Genomic DNA, 20032 nt, shown 5'->3' with positions numbered 1-20032 from the left:
CTGCAATCGAGGTCGTATGGTCAGGATCGTTCGCGCCAAATCGGGTTCCGCCGGCAAGCTGCGGGGTGGCAAGGCTGCCGCCGGCCTCGCGCCCGACGCCCCTGCGCCCACCGCGGGTGAAGGCGCGCAGGCCGCGGCCCACAAGGAGGACTACGGCGCCGCCAAAGTCGTCCAGCTCGATGCTGACGACAAGGCCCGGCTCGGCATCAAGTATGCGCCGTTCAAGGTCGAGATTGCCGACGTCGACGTCGTGCTTGTCTTCACCGATGGCTCGCGCATCATCATTCCGGGCATGGCGCTGGCCGCGTTTTCGGGCCGCAAGCCGGTCATCGTGTTTGCCGACAAGGAGTTCTCCGCGGATCAGGCTGTCGGCATGGTCGGCGAGATCAACCCGCAGAACCCCAGCCTCGAACTCCACCTCAGCAGCGCCGATGCGCAAAAGCCGGCCGAAGCGGCCAAGCCGCCCGCTGCGGTGCAGCCCGAGGATTCCGCCGCGGCCCAGGCCGAGGCCGCCGCCAAAGAGCAGCAGCAGCACAAGTCCGACGAGATCGGCAAGGCGCTGACCGAGAAGATCAGCAACGTCCAGCCGCAGGCCGCCGCCCCGCCAGGGGTCATGTCCCCCCGCTCCGCCACGCCCGCGCCCGAGGATGCGCTGGGGCCCGCCGGTATCGGCAAGCTGCTTCCCAAGCTGACGTTCGAGCTCTTCAATTCCGAAGGCGTGACCCGCAGCACCGAGAATGGCGAGACGGTGATCAAGGGCGATACCGGCGGCCCGGGATCGGCCAGGGACTCCGCGTTCAAGGCCCAGTCCGCGCCGGAAAGCATTGATGGCACAGCGGGCAACGACTTGATCTATGCCGACGATCCCGCCCACGCGCCGCAAGGCAACAGCTTGCGTGTGCTCGATGTCGTCGCCGAAGTTCCCGCCAAGGGCCTGAGCCTCCTGCAGGTGCTGATCCCCTCGCTTCCGGCGGGCTATGGCATCGTCAACGGCACGCTGACCGACAAGGGCTGGCTCGTTTCGATCGACCAGGGCAAGATCACCAAGCTGACGACGATGATCGACGCGGCGGGCAAGACCGTGCCCATTCCGGCCAGCGTGTCGCGCTTCTCCTTCGAACTCGAACTTACGTACAAGCTCCCTTCCACCAGCGCCAGGGCAGAGGCGGGCGGCTTCAAGGACGAGTTCTATCTCCCCGTGCTGCTCGGCCTCTCGGCGGACGGCAAGAGCTCGACGTATTCGGTGTCGGTCTCGACCCATTTCGGCATCAAGGACGTGACCGACGAAGCCGGCATGGCGGTGAAGGATCCTGTCACCGGTGATCCGGTCCAAGTGCTCTTCGCCAATCCGCCCGGCACCATCATCGCTGCGGGTGCGGGCGATGACCATATTCATGCAGGGGCCGGCGCGGACAAGATCGACGGCGGCAGCGGCACAGATGTCGTCGATTATCACCTCTCCGGCGAAGGCGTCGATGCGAACCTTGCCACTGGCACCGGAAAGGGCGGCGCGGCAGAGGGTGACACCTACGTCAGCATCGAAGGCCTGATCGGCTCGGATTTCAACGACCGCCTGACGGGTGATGCCGGCAACAATACGCTGATCGGCGGCAAGGGCGCCGATGTGCTCGATGGCGGCGCGGGCACGGATACGGCGGACTACACCCACGCGCTGGACGGCGCGCCCGCGGGCACCAAGGGCATCGAAGTGTTCCTCGATGGCAGCCCCTCGCACGGCGGCGAGGCGGAGGGCGATACGCTCATCAGCATCGAGCACATCATCGCAACCGACCGGGCCGACATCATCCACGGCGGCCCGGGCGACGAGTGGGTCGAGGGCGGGGCAGGCGATGACCGCATGACAGGCAGTGCCGGCGCCGACCATTTCGATGGCGGCGCGGGGAATGATACGCTCGATTACAGTGGCTCGGCGACGGGCGTCGATGCCCGGCTCGATGGCACCGCAGGCAAGGGCGGCGATGCCGAGGGCGATACCGCCACCGGGGTCGAGGTTCTGGTGGGCTCCGCGCACGACGATATCCTCACCGGCAGCAGCGGCGACGACCGCATTTCCGGCGGCGCGGGCGCGGACCGGATCGACGGCGCGGGCGGCATCGACACGGTCGATTTCAGCACCAGCGATACCGCGGTCGAAGTCTATCTCGATGGCCGCGCCAGCCACGGCGGCGAGGCTGAAGGCGATACCTACGCCAATATCGAAGTGCTCAAGGGCAGCGCCTTCAATGACCACCTGATTGGTGGCAGGGGCGAGGAGACCCTGTCCGGCGGCGCGGGCGACGACGTGCTCGAAGGCGGGTTCGGCGCCGATCTGCTCGATGGCGGCGCGGGCTTCGATATCGCAAGCTACGCGGGCTCTGCTGCAGCCGTGCAAGTCGCGCTCGATGGCTCGCTGCGCGATGGCGGCGATGCGGTGGGAGACCGCTTCGTCAGCATCGAAGGCCTCGAAGGCTCGGCGTTCAGCGATACGCTGGTCGGCTCGGCGGGGGGCGATGTGCTGCGCGGCCTTGCCGGCGACGATATCCTTGCCGGACTTGGCGGGGCCGACATGATCGACGGCGGCGACGGGTTCGACACGGCGGACTACAGCGCCTCGCGCTTCGGCGTGACGGTCAGGCTCGATGGCACAGCGTCCGAAGGCGGCGATGCCGATGGCGACCGCCTGACCAGCATCGAACGCGTGATCGGCAGCGCGCGCGACGACGTTCTGATCGGCTCAGGTGCGGATGAAACGCTGGTCGGCGGTGCAGGAAACGATCGGCTCTCCGGCGGCGCGGGCGCGGACACGCTGATCGGCGGCGACGGGATCGATACCGCCGATTACGCGGGCTCGGGCGCAGGCGTCACCATCGCGCTGGACGGCGCCCCCGGCCGCGGCGGCGATGCGGAAGGCGATGTGTTGCGCGGGATCGAAACGCTCAGCGGCTCCGCCTTTGCCGACCGGCTCGGCGGCGATGCGGGCGACAACACGCTGCAGGGCATGGCGGGCGACGATACGCTGACCGGCGATATCGGTGCCGATACGCTCATCGGCGGCGACGGGTTCGACACGGCCGACTATTCCACTGCAGGCGGCGCGGTCACCGTGCGGCTCGATGGCAATGCCTCCTCGGGTGATATCGCCGAGGGTGACCGGCTCTCGGGCATTGAGCGCGTGGTGGGCGGTGCCTATGCCGATACCCTGATCGGCGATAGCGGCGACAACACGCTGGATGGCGGCGCGGGCGATGATACCCTGCGCGGCGGGCTCGGGGCGGACAGGCTCATCGGCGGCAGCGGCGCGGATACCGCGGATTACGGCGATTCCGCGGCGGCCGTGCAAGTCGATCTCGCCGCCGGCACCGGCCTTGGCGGCAGTGCCGCAGGCGACACCTACAGCAGCATCGAGAACGTCACAGGCTCGGACCATGCTGATCGGCTGACCGGCGATGCCGGGGACAACCGCCTCTCCGGCGGCGGAGGCGACGATATCCTCTCCGGTGGCGGCGGCGCGGACTATCTGCGCGGCGGCGAAGGGTTCGATACTGCCGACTACAGCAACTCCGGCGCCGCGGTCACCGTCGCGCTCGATGGCTCGGCGGGGAGCGGCGGCGATGCCGAGGGTGACCAGCTCGACGGGATCGAGGCGCTCACCGGTTCGGCCTTCGACGATAACCTCTCGGGCAATGACAGCGCCAATACGCTGAGCGGCGGCGCGGGCGACGACGTGCTTGCCGGGCTTGGCGGTGCCGATCGGCTGATTGGCGGCGATGGCTTCGACACCGCCGACTACAGCCGCAGCGCGACTGGAGTGGTCGTCGGCAACGATGGCTCGGTCGGCCTCGCCGGCGATGCGCAAGGCGATACGCTCACCGGCATCGAACGCGTGGTCGGCTCCAGCTTCGACGATCGCCTGAGCGGCGGCGCGGGCGCGGACATGCTGGACGGCGGTGCGGGAGACGACCGGCTCGATGGCGGCGCAGGCGCGGATACGCTGATCGGCGGCCTCGGCACCGATATCGCCGATTATGCGCGTTCCGAAGCCGGGGTGAATGCAGGTCTGGATGGCGGGGACAACACTGGCGGCGATGCCGAAGGCGATCTCTACGCCGGGATTGAAGGCATCTCCGGCTCGGCCTTTGCCGATACCCTGCGCGGCTCGGCCGATGCCGATATCCTGCTCGGCCAGGGCGGCAACGACACGCTCTACGGCAGCGCCGGGGCCGATGTGCTCGATGGCGGCGCGGGTTCGGACGTGGTCGACTATAGCGCCAGCCTTGCCGGTGTGCGCGTCGATCTGGCGCTGGGAACCGCCAGCGGCGGAGACGCCGAGGGCGATACGCTGACCCGGATCGAAGGCCTTGTCGGCACCGCCTTTGCCGACGTGCTCGTTGGCTCGGCAGCAAATGACACCCTGATCGGCGGCGAGGGCGACGACGTCATCGAAGGGCGCGGCGGCGCAGATGTTCTCGATGGCGGCGCGGGCACCGATACCGCCAGCTACGAGAACAGCCGCAGCGGCATCACGCTGACGCTCGATGGCTCGGCGGGCAAGGGCGGCGATGCCGAAGGCGATGCGGTCACGGGCTTCGAACACATCCTCGGCTCGGCATACAACGACACCATCACCGGCGTCGGCGCCGCGGAAATTCTCGAAGGCGGCGGCGGTGACGACCGGCTGTCCGGCGCGGGCGGTGACGATACGCTGCTCGGCGATGCGGGCGACGATATCCTGAACGGCGGCGCGGGGGCGGATACGCTCGATGGCGGTTCGGGCTTCGATACTGCGGACTACGCAGGCTCGGCCGCCGGGGTCACTGTCGATCTCGGCTCCGGTATCGGCGCGGGCGGCGATGCCGAGGGCGACCGGCTCACCGGCATCGAAAGCGTTGTCGGCTCCAGCTTCGACGACAGGCTGACCGGCGGCGCTGCGGCCGAACGGCTTGCTGGCGGCGATGGCAACGATGTGCTCAGCGGCGGGGCAGGCGACGATACCCTGCTCGGCGGCACGGGCGACGATGTGATCGACGGCGGCTTGGGGGCCGATACGATCGACGGCGGAGCAGGCTACGACCGCGCCGACTACAGCCTCTCCGGCTCGGGCGTCAGCGTCTACCTCGATGGCACCACCGGCTTTGGCGGCACCGCGACGGGCGATACGCTCGCGGGTATCGAGGAAGTGACCGGCAGCGGCTACGACGACACGCTGGTCGGCGCGCGCGCAGACGAAACACTACGCGGCGGCGGCGGCGATGACATGCTCGCCGGGCGCGGCGGCGCGGACGTCCTCGATGGCGGCGCGGGCTTCGATACGGCCGATTATCGCACCTCGGCGCTCGGTGTCACCGTCGATCTCGCCGCCGGGACCGGCACGGGCGGCGATGCGCAGGGCGATACCCTTATCTCGATCGAGCGCCTGCTCGGCTCCTCGGGCGCCGATATCCTGAGCGGCGCGGCGGGCGATGAATCCCTCGAAGGCGGCGCGGGCGATGACATGCTCGTGGGCCGCGACGGGGCAGACACCCTGCTCGGCGGCGCGGGCAACGACATCCTTGCAGGCGGCGCGGGCGCGGACGTTCTCGATGGCGGTGCCGGGTTTGATACCGCCGATTATTCGGCGTCCGGCGAAGGGATCGTCGCGGGCCTCGGCGGCAGCATCGGCATCGGCGGCGATGCCGCGGGCGATACGCTCACCGGAATCGAGCGCCTCGTCGGCTCGGCCTTCGGCGATCGCCTGCTCGGCAGCCTCAACGACGATACGCTCGAAGGCGGGGCGGGCGATGACGTGCTCATCGGCGGCGATGGCAACGACACGCTGCTCGGCGGAGCGGGCGACGACCGGCTCGACGGCGGCGCGGGCGCGGACCGGATCGACGGCGGCGCGGGCACTGACACGGTCGACTATGGCAGTTCCGCGCAGGCGGTCACCGTGCGGCTTGATGGCACCGTCAGCAGCGGCGGCGATGCCGAGGGCGACCAACTGATCGGGATCGAGAACCTCACCGGCTCGGCTTATGACGACACCCTGATCGGCAGCGCGGCAGCCGAGACGATTTCGGGCGGCGCGGGCGACGATACGATCCAGGGCGGCGCGGGCGATGACCGGTTGCTCGGCGGCAGCGGCGATGACGTGCTCGTCGGCGGGCTCGGCGCGGACGTGATCGACGGCGGCTCGGGCTTCAACACGGCGAGCTACGCCAATGCTGCTTCCGGTGTCATCGTCGACCTGTCCGGCGCTCCGGGCAGCGGCGGTGAGGCCGCGGGTGACATGCTGTCCAATATCCAGCGGCTGGTCGGTTCGGACTTTGCCGATACGCTCGGCGGCGGGGTGGGCAATGAGACCATCCTCGGCGGCGCGGGTGATGATACCTTGCGCGGCAGCGCGGGGGTCGATGTGCTCGATGGCGGCAGCGGCAACGATGTGGCGGATTACAGCACCAGCGACGGCGCGGTCACGGTCGTGCTCGATGGTTCGATCGGGATCGGCGGCGATGCGGCAGGAGACCAGCTTGTCAGCATCGAAGGCGTGATCGGCTCCTCGCTCGACGACCGGCTGACCGGCAACAGCGCAGCCAACCTGCTCGATGGCGGCGCGGGCAACGATACGCTCTCCGGCGGCGGAGGCGACGATATCCTGCGCGGCGGGGCGGGTAACGATCTCCTCGATGGCGGCGCGGGCTCCGATCTCATCGATGGCGGCGATGGAACCGACACTGTCGATTATTCCGGTTCGACCTCGGGTGTCTCGGTCTCCGTCGATGGCTCGGTGTCCACGGGCGGCGCGGCAGAAGGCGACCGTCTGCTCAATGTCGAGAACCTCATCGGCTCGGCCTTTGCCGATACGCTGCGCGGCACGGCAGCGGATGACAGCCTTGTCGGCGGCGCTGGCGATGACGTGCTGACCGGGCGCGGCGGCGCGGACCAGCTTGTCGGCGGGGCCGGTTTCGATACCGCGGACTACGGCGATGCCGCATCGGGCGTCGCGGTCTCGCTCGCCACCGGGCGCGGCACCGTGGGCGATGCGGCGGGCGACCGACTCGACAGCATCGAACGCCTCGTCGGCTCGGCCTTCGACGACCAGCTGACCGGCTCCTCGCAAGCCGATACGCTCGAAGGCGGCGCGGGCAACGACGTTCTGATCGGCCTCGGCGGCGATGATACCATCCTCGGCGGGGCGGGCGACGACGTGATCGACGGCGGCTCCGGGGCTGATACGATCGACGGCGGGCTCGGCCACGATACCATCGATTATTCAGCCTCGCTCGTGGGCGTCAATGTCACGCTCGCCGGGGGTCCCAGCGCAAACGGCCTTGCCGAAGGCGACGTGCTTACCAGCATCGAGGAAGTGATCGGCTCGGCCGATGCCGACATCATCACCGGCAGCGCGGCGGACGAGACGTTGCGTGGCGGCGGCGGCGATGACGTGTTGCGCGGCGGCGGCGGCGCGGACGTGCTCGATGGCGGAGCGGGCACCGATACGGCAGACTATTCGCGCGCCGCAGCCGGCGTCGCGCTCAGCCTCGTCACCGGCGGCAGCGGCGGTGAAGCGGCAGGCGACAGCTTCGTCTCCATCGAGATCGTCGAGGGCAGCGAATTTGCCGATACCATCGTGGGTTCGGCTGCCGACGATATCCTGCGCGGGCGCGGCGGCGATGATCTGCTCGATGGCGGTGCGGGAGCCGATGTGCTTGATGGCGGCTCCGGCAACGATGTGCTGCGCGGCGGCGCGGGCGCGGATATCCTGCTCGGCGGCGCCGGGTCCGATACCGCCGATTACTCGACCTCCTCCGCCGGCATCGCGATCAATCTCGATGGCTCGCTTTCGGCGGGCGGCGATGCGCAGGGCGATACGCTGTCCTCGATCGAGAACGCGATCGGTTCGGCATTCGACGACGTGATTACCGGCACTTCGCAAGGCGAGCGGCTCGACGGCGGCGCGGGCAATGATGTGCTTTCGGGCCAGGGCGGCAGCGATACGCTTATCGGCGGCGCGGGCGACGATGTCCTCATCGGCGGCATCGGGGCGGACTTGCTCGACGGCGGCGCAGGCTTCGATACCGCAAGCTACGCCGAATCCGCCGCCGGGGTTACCGTGCGGCTCGATGGCGGCCCGGCGTCGGGCGGCGATGCCGAAGGCGATGTGCTAGTCGGGATCGAAGGCGTCATCGGCTCGGCGCAGAACGACACGATCATCGGCGGCGCGGCGGACGACCGGCTCGAAGGCGGCGCCGGTGACGATACGCTCACCGGCGGTGCGGGCAATGATACCCTGCTCGGCGGCAGCGGCGACGACGTCCTTGTCGGTGGGCTAGGCGCAGACGTGATCGATGGCGGCACCGGCACCAACACCGCGAGCTATGCGGGCGCGGCGGCGGGCGTTGCGGTTGATCTTTCGGGCGCTGCGGGCACCGGTGGTGAGGCGGCCGGCGATATGCTGACCGGCATTTCCCGCCTGATCGGCTCCGCCTTTGCCGATACGCTTGGCGGAGGGAGCGGCACGGAAACCATCGAGGCGGGCGCTGGCGATGACACCTTGCTCGGCAGCGCGGGCAATGATCTGCTCGATGGCGGCAGCGGCTTCGATACCGTCAGCTACGCGGGCTCGGGCGCTGCGGTCACTGCCTATCTCGATGGCCGCGGAGGCAGCGGCGGCGATGCTGCAGGCGATGTTCTCCAGAACATCGAGGGCCTTGTCGGCTCGGCTTTCGACGACCAGCTGTTTGGCAGCGACAATGCCGACCGCATCGACGGCGGGGCGGGCAACGATACCCTCCAGGGCGGCGGCGGGAACGATACGCTGAGCGGCGGCGCGGGCAACGATGTGATCGTCGGCGGTGATGGCGCCGATGCGATCGATGGCGGGCTCGGCACTGACACCGTCACGTATGCCGATTCGACCAGCGGCGTGATCGTGGCGCTCGATGGCACGGCGGGCAGCGGCGGCGCGGCGGGTGATACGCTGACCAGCGTCGAGATTCTCATCGGCTCCGCATTCGATGACTGGCTCGGCGGCGGCAGCGGGGCCGAGACGATCCGCGCCGGAGACGGCGATGATACGCTGCTCGGCAGCCTCGGCGCCGATACGCTGGTGGGCGGCGACGGCATCGACACTGCGGATTATTCGGGCTCCACCACGGCGATCAATGCCGGGCTCGACGGGCGCACCGGGCGCGGCGGATTTGCCGAGGGCGACGTGCTCTCCGGCATCGAAAGCATCGTCGGTTCGGCCTTCGGCGATACGCTCGCGGGCAGCACCGACAGCGAGACGCTTGATGGCGGCGCAGGGGACGACATCCTCACCGGCTCGGTCGGCACCGACGTGCTGATTGGCGGCAGCGGCTTCGATACCGCAGACTATTCGGCCTCCGCCGCCGGTGTTGCAATTGCCACCGATGGCACTGTCGGCAGCAGCGGCGATGCCTCGGGCGACAAGCTGATCGGGATCGAGCGCGTGATCGGCTCTGCGCTGGCCGATACGATCGGCGGCAGCGCGGGCGCGGATACGCTCGAAGGCGGCGCGGGGGATGACACGCTGTCCGGCGGAGCAGGTGACGACACGCTGCTCGGCGGGGCGGGCGATGATGTGATCACCGGCGGCACCGGCGCGGATGTCATCGATGGCGGCACCGGGTTCGACCGGCTGAGCTACGCCGATTCGGCGGCTGGCATCCAGCTCGATCTCGCCAGCGGCGTGGGGCTTGGCGGCGATGCTGCGGGCGACCGCGTCAGCGGGATCGAGCAGGTCGAGGGCTCTGGTTACGACGACACGATCATTGGCGCAGCGGCGGACGAGATCCTTTCGGGCGGCGCTGGGAACGATACGCTTTCCGGCGGTGCAGGGAGCGATGTGCTCCTTGGCGGCCTTGGCGATGACGTGCTCAGCGGCGGCGCCGGGGCCGATCAGATCGACGGCGGCGCAGGCTTCGATACCGCCGACTACAGCACGAGCACCGGCGCGGTGCAGATCACGCTCGATGGCTCGACCGCGACCGGCGGCGATGCCGAGGGCGACAGCCTGACCGGGATCGAGCGCGTCATCGGCTCGGCCTACGGCGATACGATCACCGGCGGTTCGGCCGCCGAAACGCTCGAGGGCGGCGGCGGGAACGACACGCTCAATGGCGGCGGCGGCGGGGATATCCTGCTGGGCGGCGCGGGCGACGACGTCCTGCGCGGCGGCGCAGGCGCGGATGTCCTCTCTGGCGGCGACGGGTTCGATACTGCCGACTACACCGCATCCGATGCGGCGGTGCAGATCGTGCTCGATGGCTCCCCGGCGCTGGGCGGCGATGCCGCGGGCGATGTGCTGACCGGGATCGAGCGCGTCAATGGTTCTGCCTTCGATGACACGATCACTGGCAGCGCGGGGGCGGAAGCGCTGTCCGGCGGGGCGGGGGACGATACGCTGACCGGGCTTGCCGGCGACGATGTGCTGCTGGGCGGTTCGGGCGACGACACGCTGGACGGCGGTGCCGGGGCCGATCGCATCGATGGCGGCAGCGGCATCGACACGGTGACGTACGCGGCGTCCTCGGCTGGCGTGACAGCTTCGCTCGGCGGCACGGTCGGCAGCGGCGGCGATGCGGCGGGCGATACGATCACCAATGTCGAAGGGCTGATGGGTTCGGCCTTCGGCGATACGCTCACCGGACGCAGCGGCGCGGACACGCTCTATGGTGATGCGGGCGACGATACGCTCGTCGGCACGGCAGGGTCCGATCTGCTGGACGGCGGTGACGGCTTCGACACCGCGGACTATTCCGCCTCCGCCGCAGGGGTCAGCGTCAATCTCGATGGCACGGTCTCTTCGGGCGGCGATGCCTCTGGCGACACCCTCGTCTCGATCGAGCGCGTGATCGGCTCCTCCCAGGCCGACAGCCTGCGCGGCACGGACGGCAGCGACACGCTCGAAGGTGGCGGCGGCAACGATACGCTACTCGGCGGCGCGGGCGCGGATACGCTGCTTGGCCAGGCGGGCGACGATACCCTCGTCGGCGGGCTGGGCGCCGATGTGCTCGACGGCGGGTCCGGTATCGATACGATCGATTATTCGGCCTCGGCCGCAGGCGTGAACGCCGGGTTTGATGGCGCGGCCAACACCGGCGGTGATGCCGAAGGCGATGCCATCGCCAATGCCGAAGTGCTGATCGGCACCGCATTCGGCGATACGCTGCGCGGCGGTGCGAGCGCCGCTACGCTCATCGGCGGGGCGGGTGACGATATCTTCAAGGCCGGCGCGGGCGCCGAGGCGCTCGATGGCGGCTCCGGCTTCGATACCGCCGACTATTCGGCGAGCAGCGCGGGGATCACGCTCAGTCTGGCGAGCGGCGCGGGCACGGGCGGCTGTGCCCAGGGCGATACGCTGACGGGGATCGAGCAGGTCATCGGTTCCGCCTTTGCCGACCGGCTCACCGGTTCGGGCAATGCCGACGTGCTGCTCGGCGGAGACGGGGACGATGTGCTTTCCGGCGGGATCGGCGATGATACGCTGATCGGGGGCACCGGCAACGATACGCTCGTTGGCGGCGCGGGCAGCGATGTGCTCGATGGCGGTGCGGGCATCGATACTGCGGATTATTCGAGCTCGTTCCAGGCCGTGCGCGTCGCGCTCGATGGCACAGCGGGCGCGGGCGGCGATGCTGCAGGCGATACGCTTGCGGGCATCGAGATCGTGATCGGCTCGGCGCTGGGCGATACCCTGATCGGCGCCGCCGCGAACGAGACGCTGCAAGGCGGCGCGGGCGACGATACGCTGATCGGCGGCGGCGGGGCCGATATGCTCATTGGCGGCGACGGCTTCGACACGGCGGACTATTCCGCCGCGAGTGCGCGCGTCGTCATCGCGCTCGATGGCAGCGCGGGCAGCGCGGGCGAGGCCACCGGCGATACGCTCACCGGAATCGAGCAGCTGATCGGCTCTGCGTTCGATGACGTGCTGGGCGGCTCGGCTGGGGACGACACCATCCTTGGCGGCGCCGGCGCGGATACCCTGAGCGGCGCGGCGGGCAATAATACGCTGCTGGGCGGCGCGGGCGACGATACGCTCATCGGTGGTGCCGGGGCCGATGCGATGGACGGCGGGGCCGGCTTCGATACCGCGAGCTATGCCGCTTCCGCCGGCGGGGTCACCGTCACGCTTGGCGGTGCGGCGGGCAGCCGCGGCGATGCGGCGGGCGATACGCTCGTCAATATCGAACAGCTGATCGGCTCGGCCTTCGACGACCGCCTGACCGGAGCCGCCGCGAACGAGATATTGCGCGCAGGAGCCGGCAACGATGTTGTGACCGGCGGCGACGGGGACGACCAGCTGTTCGGTGAAGCGGGCGACGATACGCTTGTCGGCGGCACCGGCGCGGACCTGCTCGATGGCGGCACCGGCTTCGATACCGTGTCCTATGCCACTTCGCTCGGCGCGGTCACGATCAACCTCGATGGCAGCACCTCGGTCGGCGGCGATGCCGATGGCGATATCATCATCAATGTCGAGCGGGTGATCGGCTCGGACTTCAACGACGTGTTCAATGGCTCCGCCGGTGCCGACCAGATCGAAGGCGGCGGGGGCGACGACCTGTTCAATGCCAGCGCCGGGGCCGATGTGCTGACCGGCGGCGGCGGGTTCGATATTGCCGATTACAGCGCAAGCAGCGCCGCCATAACCGTGCGCATGGATGGCGCGGCTTCCTCGGGCGGGCTCGCCGAGGGCGATGTGCTTTCGGGCATCGAGCAGGTCATTGGCACCGCCTTTGGCGATACGATCACCGGTTCCGCCGGGGCCGACACGATCCTCGGGCAGGACGGCAACGATCTTCTGTCCGGCGGGGCGGGGGCAGACAGCCTCTCGGGCGGCGACGGCGACGATATCCTGATCGGAGGCGCCGGAGCAGATGTGCTCGATGGCGGCGCGGGCTTCGATACCGCCGACTATTCCGGCGCGACCTCCGCCGTCGCCGCGCGGCTCGATGGCGTTTCCGGCTCGCTCGGTGATGGCCTCGGCGATGTGCTCACCGGCATCGAGCGGCTTGTCGGTTCGGCCTTTGCCGATAGCCTGCTGGGCTCGGCCGGCGCCGATACCATCGAGGGCGGCGCGGGTGACGACCTGATCCAGGGCGCTGCGGGCGACGACACGCTATCCGGCGGCAGCGGCAACGACGTGATCGAGGGCGGCCTCGGCGCAGACCGCATCGACGGCGGCACCGGCATCGACATCGCGGACTATGCAAACTCGGCCTCCGGCGTGACGATCGCCACTGATGGCAGCGCGGGCAGCGGAGGCGAAGCGGCGGGCGATGTGCTCACCGAGATCGAGACGATCCGCGGCTCGGCCTTCGCCGATACGCTAGGCGGCAGCGCGGGCGCGGATACGCTGCTCGGCCAGTCGGGCGATGACGTGCTCGCCGGACTGGGCGGGGCGGACGTCCTCTCCGGCGGCGAAGGCTTCGACACGGCCGAATATTCGGCTTCGGCGAGCGCCGTCGTCGTCGATCTTGCTGCGGGAACCGGTAGCGCGGGCGATGCAGCGGGCGATGTGCTCACCGGGATCGAGCGCGTGCTCGGCTCGGCGCTGGCCGACCGCCTGACCGGCTCGGCCAATGCCGACGTCCTCGAAGGGGGCGCGGGCGATGATTGGCTGAGCGGCGGCGCGGGGGCGGACACGCTGCTCGGCGGCGCGGGCAACGATACGCTCATCGGCGGCAGCGGCAGCGACACGCTCGATGGTGGTGACGGCTTCGATACCGCAGACTACTCCGCCAATACGCAGGGCGTCACTGTCTACACCAACGGTGTGGATGCGGGCTCTGGCGGCGCGGCCACCGGCGATATGCTCATCGGCATCGAGCGCGTGCTCGGCTCCGCTTTCGCCGATACTCTGGTCGGAGGGACTGCGGACGAAACGCTTGTCGGCAACGATGGCAACGATGTGATCGAAGGCGGCACGGGCGCCGATATCATCGATGGCGGCGCAGGCTTCGATACGGCGTCCTACGCCCACGCCGCGGCCGCAGTCACTGTCAGCATCGGGTCGGGCGGCGCCAGCGGCAACGGCAGCGCGGGCGAGGCGGCGGGCGATGTCCTCATCGGCATCGAACGGCTGGTCGGTTCTGACTATGCCGATACGCTGATCGGCGGCGCAGCCGTCGATACGATCGAAGGCGGGGCGGGCGATGATACGCTCGTCGCGGGCGCGGGCATCGATACCTTGATCGGCGGCACCGGCAACGACACGGCCGACTATTCGGGCGCGGGCGGCGGGATCACCATCGCGCTCGATGGCAGCGCCGGCAGCGGCGATATCGCTGCGGGAGACCGGCTGACCGAGATCGAAGGCGTGATCGGCTCGGCCTTTGCCGATACGATCACCGGCGCGTTCTCCAACGATACGCTGAGCGGCGGCGGCGGTGACGATATCCTCTCCGGCGGCAACGGGGCCGACCTTCTGCTCGGCGGTGCGGGCAACGACCTGCTCTCGGGCGATGGCGGCGCAGATGTTCTCGATGGCGGCGCGGGCATCGATACTGTCAGCTACGCCGGTTCGGTCGGCGCCGTCACCGTCGATCTGTCCAGCGGCACTGCCACCGGCGGTGATGCGGCGGGCGATACGTTCATCGCGGTCGAGCGCTTTGTCGGTTCGCGCGGCAGCGATACCTTCATCGGTGCCGGCGGCGACGACTGGTTCGACGGCTTCGACGGCAACGACACGCTATCCGGCGGCGCGGGCAATGATACGCTGCTTGGCGGGATTGGCGACGATATCCTCGCAGGCGGCGCCGGGGCCGACACCATCGATGGCGGTGCAGGCTACGATACGGCCGACTACTCCGCCGCGTCCGCCGGGGTCACCATCCGCACCGGCGGTACATCGAGCGGCGGCGATGCGGAGGGTGATACCCTCGCCAATATCGAGCGCGTGGTCGGCTCGGCCTTTGCCGATCGCTTCGAGGGCCGCGCCGCCGACGAGGAGTTCGTCGGCGGCGCGGGCGATGATGTCTTCGTCGCTTCGGGCGGGGCCGATATCTATCGCGGCGATGCGGGCAATGACGTGGCCGATTATTCCGCCTCCGCCAGTAGCGGCATGGTGATCTACATGGACGGCGGCTTCGGCGCGACCGGCGATGCAGCGGGCGACCGCCTGTTCGATATCGAGACCGTGATCGGTTCTGCGCAGAACGACACGATCTATGCGGCCGCGTCCGGTTCGACGATCCTCGCAGGGGGCGGCAACGACACGCTGACTGGCGCTGCCGGGTCCGACGTGCTCGATGGCGGCAGCGGCGACGACACCATCGTCACCGGGCTCGGCGCCGATCAGGTCATCGGCGGCCTTGGCACAGACATTGTCGATTACCGCAATTCGAACGCGGCGATCATCCTTGCCAACAACGGCACCGCGGGCGTGGGCGGCTGGGCCGACGGCGACGTCCTGACGGGCATCGAGGTGATCTACGGCTCGGCCAACTATGGCGACACACTGCGCGGCGGCACCGCGGCGGCGTCATCGCTTTACGGCTGGGGCGGCAACGATACCTTTGTCTCGTTCAGCCAGGCCGATGCCATCGATGGCGGCACCGGCGCGGACACGGTCGATTATTCGGCGAGCCTTGCGGGCGTGACCGTTCGGCTCGACGGGACGGTCTCCAGCGGCGGCGACGCGGAAGGCGATACGATCACCGGCGTCGAATCGGTCATCGGCTCGGCGCTGGCCGATACGCTGATCGGTGCGGGCTTCAACGAGACGCTGATCGGCGGCGATGGCGATGATACGCTGATCGGTGGCGGCGGGGCGGATACGCTTGATGGCGGCGCGGGGTTCGACACGGCGGACTATTCTTCTGCCGGCGGCGTCATCGTGCGGATGGATGGCACGCCCGGAAGCGCGGGCGAGGCCAACGGCGATGTCCTGATCGGCATCGAGCGGGTAATCGGCTCGGCGCTCGCCGACGTGATCTACGGCTCCGCAAATGCCGACACCATCTTCGGCGGCGGCGGCGATGATGTGATCGCCCCCGGGCTCGGCGCGGATACCCTGGATGGCGGTGCCGGCAGCGATATGGTCGACTATACCGGCTCGGTTGCCGCGCTCGCTGTCAACCTGATCGATGCCTCGCTCTCAACGGGGCTCGCCCAGGGCGATACTTACGCCAATATCGAAGTCTGGTCGCTCTCCGCCTTCAATGACACCTTCACCGGATCGGACGGGGCCGAAACCGTCTACGGGAACGATGGCAACGATACGCTTGATACCGGTGCAGGGAACGACAGCCTCTTTGGCGGCAATGGCAACGACCTGCTGATCGGCGGCGCGGGGGCTGATACCATCGACGGCGGCGCCGGCACCGACACGATCGACTATTCGGCTTCGTCAGCGGGCATCAGCATCAACCTCCTCACCGGCACCGGCAACACCGGCGGCGATGCCGAAGGGGATCTCTTTGCGCCCGGGTCGATCGAGAACGCGGTCGGTTCGGCCTTTGATGATACGATCGTCGGCACCTCCGGCGTGAACAACCTCAAAGGCGGCGCGGGGAACGACGTGATCCTCGGCGCCGCCGGGGCGGACGTGATGGACGGCGGCGCGGGCAGCGATACCGTGAGCTATCTCGGGGCCACTGTCGCCGTCACCGTCAGCCTCCTGTCCGGCACTGGCAGCGGAGGCGATGCGGCGGGCGATACGCTCACCGGCTTCGAGAACATCCAGGGCGGTAGCGGCGCCGACAAGCTGACCGGCGATGGCAATGCCAACACGATCTGGGGCAGCTTCGGCAACGATAGCATTCTCGGCGGTGCGGGGAACGACACGCTTTACGGCGACGACGGCGACGACACTGTCGAAGGCGGCGCTGGCGCCGACGTCATGAACGGCGGGGCAGGGATCAACACGCTGAGCTACGCAGCGGCCGGATCGGCCGTGGCAGTCAGCCTCCTGACCGGCACCGGCACACTCGGCGATGCGCTTGGCGATACTTTCACCGGCTTCGCCAATCTCACCGGCTCCGGCTTCAATGACGTCCTGGTCGGCGGTACCGGCCAAAACCTCATCCGCGGCGGGAATGGAGACGACGTGATCGACGGCGATGCCGGCGCCGACACGCTCTACGGCGAAGCCGGCAACGACACGATCCTTGGCGGCGGCGGTGCCGATTACATGGATGGCGGCGCGGGCACCGATACGGTCGACTATTCCACAGCCAGCGTTGCCGTGATCGCCGACCTCACTGCCGGCATCGGTTCGGCGGGCGACGCGCTGGGCGACACTTACGTCAATATCGAGAACCTCACCGGCTCTGCCTTCAATGATAACCTGCAAGGCAACAGCGGCAACAATGTGCTCTCCGGCGGCGACGGCAACGATTTCCTGATCGGGCTCGCCGGCAACGACACGCTGCTCGGCGGCAATGGTGATGATCGCATCTCGGGCGGCGCGGGGGCTGATGCGCTCGATGGCGGTGCAGGCACCAACATCCTGTTCTTTGGCGTCAACGCCAGTCAGCCGGACGCTGTCACGCTCTCCACCGGGGTCACCATCAATCTCGATGGCGTCACGCTTGGCATCGGCGGCGATGCGGCGGGCGATACCTACAAGAACTTCCAGATCATCTATCTCACCAATCAGAACGACAGCGTGATCGGCTCGGCCGCCGCCGAATGGTTCCGCGGCCTTGGCGGGGCGGATACCATCAACGGAGGCGGCGGGATCGATACGGTGAGCTATTATGGCTCGGTCGCGGTCACCATCGCGCTCGATGGCAGCACCGGCAGCGGCGGTGAAGCGCAGGGCGATGTCCTCACCAATGTCGAGATCCTGCAAGGTACGCTCTACGACGATACGCTCGGGGGCAGCAGCGGCAACGACACGCTCTATGGCATGGAAGGCAATGACACCCTGCGCGGCGATCCCGGCAGCGATGTGCTCGATGGCGGCAGCGGTTCGGACACCGTCAGCTATGCATCCTCCGCGACGGGCGTAACCGCCAGCCTGCTCGCGGGGGGCGGCAGCGCGGGCGATGCGGCGGGCGATACTTATGTCAGCATCGAGAACCTGACCGGCTCGGCCAGCGCCGATACGCTGATCGGCGATGCCAATGCCAATAGCCTCTCGGGCGGTGCGGGCGATGATCTCCTGCGCGGCGGCGCGGGTGCCGATGCGCTCAACGGCGGCACCGGCTTCGATACGGCGGACTATTCGGATTCCACAGCGGCGGTCTCGGTGGCGCTCGATGGCTCCGCGGCCACCGGCGGCTTTGCCCAGGGCGATGTGCTCACCTCCATCGAAGGCCTGATCGGCTCGGCCTTTGGCGACACGCTGACCGGCTCGAGCTCGAACGATGCGATCAGCGGCGGTGATGGCAACGATACGATCAGCGGCCTTACGGGTGACGACACGCTGAGCGGCGGCAACGGCAACGACCTCATCGATGGTGGCACAGGGGCCGATACCATCGATGGCGGCGCCGGCACCGATACCGTCACGTACGCCAATTCGGCCGCAGCCGTGACCGCCTGGCTCGATGGCACCGCCGGTTCGGGCGGGGAGGCGAGCGGCGACCGCATCACCGGCGTCGAGATCCTCATCGGCTCCGCCTTCGACGATACGCTTTGGGGCACCGCCGGCGCCGATACGCTGCAGGGCGGCAGCGGCAATGATGTGCTGGTCGGCGGTGCGGGCGCGGACGTGCTCGATGGCGGCGCGGGGACGGACAGCGTGTCCTTCGCCAATTCCGCCACGGCGATCACCGCGAGCTTCGCCACCGGGAGCCTCATCGTCACCGCCGCCGATGCGGTGGGGGATAGTTACACCTCGATCGAAGGCGTGGTCGGCTCGGCGTTTGCCGATACCTTGCGCGGCGGCGCCGGGGCCGAACTCCTCGATGGCGGCCTTGGCGACGACATGCTCTACGGCAGCGCGGGCGCCGATACGATCACCGGCGGCGGCGGGTTCGACACGATCGACTACTCCGCTTCGGCCAGCGCAATCACGGCCCGGCTCGATGGCACGGCCTCCAGCGGAGGCGATGCTGCGGGCGACGTGCTGACCGGCATCGAGCAAGTCATCGGCACCGCGTTTGCCGATAGTTTCTTCGGCACAGGCGCAGACGAAACCTTCCGCGCTGGCGACGGCGACGACACGATCAGCGGCGGCGCGGGCAGTGACATGCTGTATGGCGAGGCGGGCAACGACATTCTGAACGGCGGTCTCGGCAGCGACGTGCTCGATGGCGGCGCCGGGATCGATACGGTTACGTACGCCAATTCCACGCTCGGCGTCGCCGCCAACCTTGCCGACAATTCGTTCAACACCAACGAGGCGGCGGGCGACACTTACACAAGCATCGAAAACATGATCGGCTCGGCCTTCAACGATCGCCTGACCGGGGATGCCGGGGCCAACACGCTCGATGGCGGCGCGGGCAACGACCGGCTCACAGGCGGCGCGGGTGCGGATACCCTGATCGGCGGTGCGGGCACCGATACCGCCGACTACTCGCAGGCGGGCGCGGCTGTTGCGCTCTCGCTCGGCACCGGAGGTGTCGGCACCGGGACCGGCACCGGCGGCGAAGCTGCGGGGGACACACTGTCGGGCATCGAAAGCCTGCTCGGCTCGAACTTCGGCGATAGTTTCACGCTCGCGCTTGGTGCAGGCTTCAGCATCGATGGCGGCGGCGGGACGGATACCGTGGCGATTGCCGCGAACGCCGGCACCGTTTCATCAGCGCAGCTCGCCAGCGTGCTCAGCCGGGTCGAGACGATCGACTTCAACGCCAGCGGCACCAACGCGAACCTCACCGTCGATGCCGCCTTCATCCAGGGCGTGACCGGCGCGGGCAACGCCTCGCACCTCACGGTCGATTTCAATGCGGGCGATACGCTGCAGATCGCAAACGGTTCGTTCTACAGCCAGAGCGCCGGCAACTACACGTTCTACAGCGATAGCAGCATGACGACGACCGTGGCGCAGCTGACAGTGCTCTGACGAAAGACGCGGGGGCGGGCGGCATGCCATCCATTTGGCGCAAGGGTGCCTTGCGCAGCCCGCGGCTGG

1 protein-coding gene is annotated in these 20032 nt (G+C 68.8%); it reads left to right on the top strand.

Annotated elements, in window-relative coordinates:
- Positions 1 to 16: 16 nt before the first annotated feature.
- Entirely contained in the window at positions 17 to 19963 is a 19947-nt protein-coding gene (locus ACO056_RS01610) for a beta strand repeat-containing protein (protein ID WP_421850830.1), read from the top strand.
- Positions 19964 to 20032 lie beyond the last annotated feature (69 nt).

It is taken from the genome of Novosphingobium sp., assembly GCF_965228995.1.
Taxonomy (GTDB): domain Bacteria; phylum Pseudomonadota; class Alphaproteobacteria; order Sphingomonadales; family Sphingomonadaceae; genus Novosphingobium.
Note: the sequence above shows the minus strand (reverse complement) of the source record. Positions and strands in the feature narration are given on the sequence as shown.